5 protein-coding genes are annotated in these 3,922 nt (G+C 64.2%); 3 read left to right on the forward strand and 2 right to left on the reverse strand.

Annotated features, from left to right (window positions below; genetic code table 11):
* On the reverse strand, positions 1–747 hold a 747-nt coding region (locus VJS90_RS09595; protein ID WP_324121353.1), incomplete at its 3' end, for a PAS domain-containing protein.
* 176 nt (positions 748–923) lie between these two features.
* Between VJS90_RS09595 and VJS90_RS09600 the strand changes: the two genes are divergently transcribed.
* The 3 genes from VJS90_RS09600 (at position 924) to VJS90_RS09610 (ending at position 3,761) form a co-directional block, all read left to right on the forward strand.
* Positions 924–1,190, forward strand: a complete 267-nt coding sequence (locus tag VJS90_RS09600; RefSeq protein ID WP_324121354.1) for a hypothetical protein — start codon at positions 924–926, stop codon at positions 1,188–1,190.
* A gap of 67 nt (positions 1,191–1,257) precedes the next feature.
* Positions 1,258–2,568 carry a phosphate ABC transporter substrate-binding/OmpA family protein gene (locus tag VJS90_RS09605; protein WP_324121355.1) on the forward strand — a complete coding sequence of 437 codons (1,311 nt, stop codon included), beginning with the start codon at positions 1,258–1,260 and terminating at the stop codon, positions 2,566–2,568.
* Positions 2,569–2,741: 173 nt separating this feature from the next.
* Positions 2,742–3,761: a TerC family protein gene (locus VJS90_RS09610; protein ID WP_324121356.1), complete on the forward strand. Its 1,020-nt coding sequence runs from the start codon at positions 2,742–2,744 to the stop codon at positions 3,759–3,761.
* A 5-nt stretch (positions 3,762–3,766) separates the two neighbouring features.
* On the opposite strand, the gene VJS90_RS09615 is transcribed toward VJS90_RS09610, so the two are convergent.
* A partial coding sequence (locus VJS90_RS09615; RefSeq protein WP_324121357.1) for an acyl-CoA dehydrogenase family protein occupies positions 3,767–3,922 on the reverse strand: 156 nt, incomplete at its 5' end.

The following is a 3,922-nucleotide window of genomic DNA, read 5'->3' on the forward strand; positions in this document are numbered from 1 at the left end:
CAGGTCCTGGCCAAAATCCGCGTAGCGATGCTCGCCCACCACCGAGCACAGGCCATCGACCCAGTCCTGGGCCACCTGGAAGCGCGCGCCATCACCGATGTCTTCGCCGAAAAACACGCGCGAGGCGCCCAGTTCATCGCCAAGCCTGCGCAGTGCGTACGCTTCGATCTCCTCGGGTTCTGCCAGGGCCGGTAACGCCTGCCCCAGTTCGAGCAGGAACGCCTGGCGCCGCTGGAAACGCACCCGCTCAGTGGTCTCGGTAACGATGCACAGGACGCCACCCACGTCACCATTCACTTCGCGCACCGCCGAGTAGGACACATCGAAGTAGGCGGTCTCACCCAGCCCGCGCCGCTCTATGTAGAAGGGCCGGTCCTTGGCCGAAAAGGTTTCGCCGGTTTCGCGTACCCCGCGCAGCAGCGGTCCGAGGTCATCCCACAGCTCCAGCCAGTTTTCCATCGCAGGCCGGCCCAGCGCCCGCGGGTGCTTGGCGCCAATGGTCGGGGCATAGGCATCGTTGTAGAGGGCCACGAACTGCTCACCCCAGAACAGCACGATCTGCGCCTGGGCAGGAAGGACCGTGGCCATGACGGTTTTAAGGCTTGCTGACCAGTCCTGTGGGGCGCCCAGGGGCGACCCTGCCCACTCCATGTCCTGCAGCAAGCTGCTGACCTTGCCGCCGTTGAGAAAGAACCCCAACGGTTTTCTCTGGATGCCATCCGGGTCATTTTCCAGAAGTGATTTCATGTGGTATCGCACGTCAATGGCTGGGCTGGTGACACCCGTCTCTGGATAAGAGGGTAGTGAATCGCCGTCGTTCCGCTGGTCTGGAATCTTTGCGCCTCAGGGACCGCCCATCCTTCTGCGGGAACGTCAGGGAAGGCTGGGGATTCTCTCGTAAAATCGCGGAGGATTTCAGGGCCATGAGCATAACCCGAGGCGTCACACTCAGTGCAGCGGATCACCGGTTTCTGCTGGCGATCGCCCGTTGGCGCACGCTCCTGGAGGACCGTGCGCTGCGCATGGAATGCCCAGACGCCTACCACGACATCCTGCTTCGCGAGGCCGATGAGCTCGAGCGCCGGGGCGTCATCGGCTGGGAAGAGTGCCGGAACCTGCGCCTGGAGGCGGACGCGGCTTACGTGCAGGCCGTGGCCGGCGCGGATTTTCATGGCGACGCTGCCCCCTGATGGACATATTCCTGTCACCTGCCTGTCGTAATCTCTGGCCTCCTCCATGCCACAGGCCCTGACAGGCATGCTTCGCATCCTCCCCTGGCTTTTAGGCCTGCTGCCCCTGCTGGCCTGCGCCGACCCCGCGCACCTGCGTATCCAGGGTTCCAATACCATCGGCGCGGCGCTCGCCCCCGCGCTGGTACGCGGATTGCTGCAGGCCCAGGGGGCCTCCGGCATCGAGACACTGCCTGGGCCGGTCACCAACGAAGTGCAGGTACGCGCCCGTGACGTCGCCGGCCAACCTGTGCAGATCGATATTGCCGCCCATGGCTCCAGCACCGGGTTCACTGCCCTGCGCAGCGGTGAAGCCGACCTCGCCGCCTCCTCGCGACCGATCAGCGACGTTGAAACTGAGCAGTTGAAAGCTTTCGGCGATCTGCGCGGCGTGGCATCGGAGCAGGTCATCGGCCTGGATGGGGTCGCGGTGATCGTGCATCCGGACAATCCGCTGTCGCGGTTGAGCATTGCACAGCTCGCGCAGATCTTCTCGGGACAGGTGTCGCGCTGGGAGCAACTGGGCGTCAGCGGCGGTGCTATCCATGTGCTTGCCCGCGACGACCGCTCCGGCACGTTCGAGACTTTCAAGGCGCTGGTGCTCGACCCGCAGCAGGTCGACCTCGCTGCCCCTGCCCAGCGCTTCGAATCCAGCGAGCAACTTGCCGATCGAGTCAAGAGCGACCGCCAGGCCATCGGTTTCAGCAGCCTGGCGGCGGTCCACGGCGCCAGGGTGCTGGCCATAGCCGAGGGCCAGGCGCCGGCGATGCTGCCGACCCCGGCCCTGGTGGCCAGTGAAGACTATCCCCTGTCCCGGCGCCTCTATCTGTACTTGCCAGGCCAAGGCGTCCGGGCGCAAGCACAGGCGCTTGCCGAGTTCGCGCAAAGTCCGGCAGGCCAGGCCATCGTGGCCGAGCAGGGGTTCATTTCCCAGCAGGTCCGGGCGTTGCCAGCGCCCGTCCAGGCTGGCATGCCGCCACGCTACCGCAGCCTGGCCAGCGACGCGCGGCGCCTGACGGTCAATTTCCGCTTTCAGGAAGGCAGCGCCAGCCTCGACAGCAAGGCCCGGCGCGACGTGCAACGTGTCACCGAGTACCTGCGCCAGTCCGGCAAACTGCAAGACCAGGCGGTGCTGGTCGGGTTCGGAGACCCCAAGGAAACCCCCGGCCGCGCCGCGCTGCTCTCGCGGCTGCGCGCCATGGCCGTGCGCCGCGAACTGGCCCGCGCCGGGGTCGAGGTCCGCGAGGTCACCGGCTTTGGCGACGACCTGCCCGTGGCCGGCAACGACCAGGAGCAAGGGCGCCAGCGCAACCGCCGGGTCGAGGTGTGGGTGTACTGATGCGCGCCGCCCTTGCCGGCCGCTGCGCAACGAAATGTTACAGCGCCCTGTTCGGCAACCCCGGCGAGTCGGACTAGGCTCAGCACATGTGATGCCGGGCCCCTCTGACGGCTGCCAAGCCGCCATGTCGGAATCACTGTTGCTCAGCAACGTCGACAATCAAGGAGGGGCGCATGGCGACTCTACAGGCATTTCTCTTCACACCTTTTCTGGGGACCAGCACCTGGCTCTGGCTGGTGTTCATCGGTATCGTCATCGCCTTGCTGGTCCTGGACCTGGGCGTTTTGCACCGCAAGGATCGCGAGATCGAAATGCGCGAAAGCCTGCTGCTGTACTCGGGCTATTTCAGCGTCGGTGTGCTGTTCGGCCTATGGGTGTGGTTCGAGCTCGGTCCGCAGTCGGCGCTGGAGTTCTATACCGGTTTTCTCGTCGAGCAATCGTTGTCGATGGACAATGTCTTTGTCATGGCAATGATCTTCAGCTTCTTCGCCATCCCCCGCCGCTATCAGCACCGCGTGTTGTTCTGGGGCATCCTGGGCGTGGTGTTCCTGCGGGCAATCATGATCGGCGTCGGCGCCGCGCTGGTGCAGAATTTCGCCTGGGTGCTGTACCTGTTCGGTGCCTTCCTGCTGATTACCGGTATCAAGATGTTCTTCTCTCGAGAAGACAGCCACCCCGACCTCGCCAACAACCCGGTCTTGCGCTTCGTGCGCCGGCACATGCGCGTCACGGATCAGGTCCACGGCCCACATTTCTTCGTGCGGCTCACCCCGCCAGGCACATCCAAGGCCCTGCGCCACGCCACACCGCTGTTCCTTGCCTTGGTGCTCATCGAACTGGCCGATCTGGTCTTCGCCGTGGACAGCGTTCCCGCAATCTTCGCCATCACCCAAGACCCGTTCATCGTCTACACCTCCAACATCTTCGCCATCCTCGGGCTGAGGTCGCTGTACTTCGCCCTCGCGGCGCTGATGCACCGGTTTGTCTACCTCAAGTACGCGCTGGCGCTGGTGTTGATCTTCATCGGCTGCAAGATTTTCTATCATGGACTGATCGGCAAGGTACCCGCGCTGCTGTCGCTCGGGGTGACCATGGCGTTGTTGCTTGGCGGAGTACTGTTGTCGCTGTTCAAGACTCGCGGGCAGCCTGCCGGACCCGCGAGGCGAGGTGATGAGTTCAAGTCAGGCCTGTGAGCTTGTCAGCCAGAAAAGGCCTGATACTTTCCGATCTCGATCTTCCCGATCGCCGCCCGATGCACTTCATCCGGCCCATCCGCCAGCCGCAAGGTGCGCTGCATTGCGTACATGTAGGCCAACGGGAAATCACCACTCACCCCTGCCCCGCCATGCATCTG

The sequence above is a fragment of the Pseudomonas sp. genome, from assembly GCF_035277045.1.
Taxonomy (GTDB): Bacteria; Pseudomonadota; Gammaproteobacteria; order Pseudomonadales; family Pseudomonadaceae; genus Aquipseudomonas.

Excerpts from the sequence above, each read along its gene's own strand:
- VJS90_RS09600 (WP_324121354.1), top strand. The coding sequence starts at position 924 with ATGAGCATAACCCGAGGCGTCACACTCAGTGCAGCGGATCACCGGTTT.
- VJS90_RS09610 (WP_324121356.1), top strand. The coding sequence starts at position 2,742 with ATGGCGACTCTACAGGCATTTCTCTTCACACCTTTTCTGGGGACCAGC.
- VJS90_RS09605 (WP_324121355.1), top strand. The coding sequence starts at position 1,258 with ATGCTTCGCATCCTCCCCTGGCTTTTAGGCCTGCTGCCCCTGCTGGCC.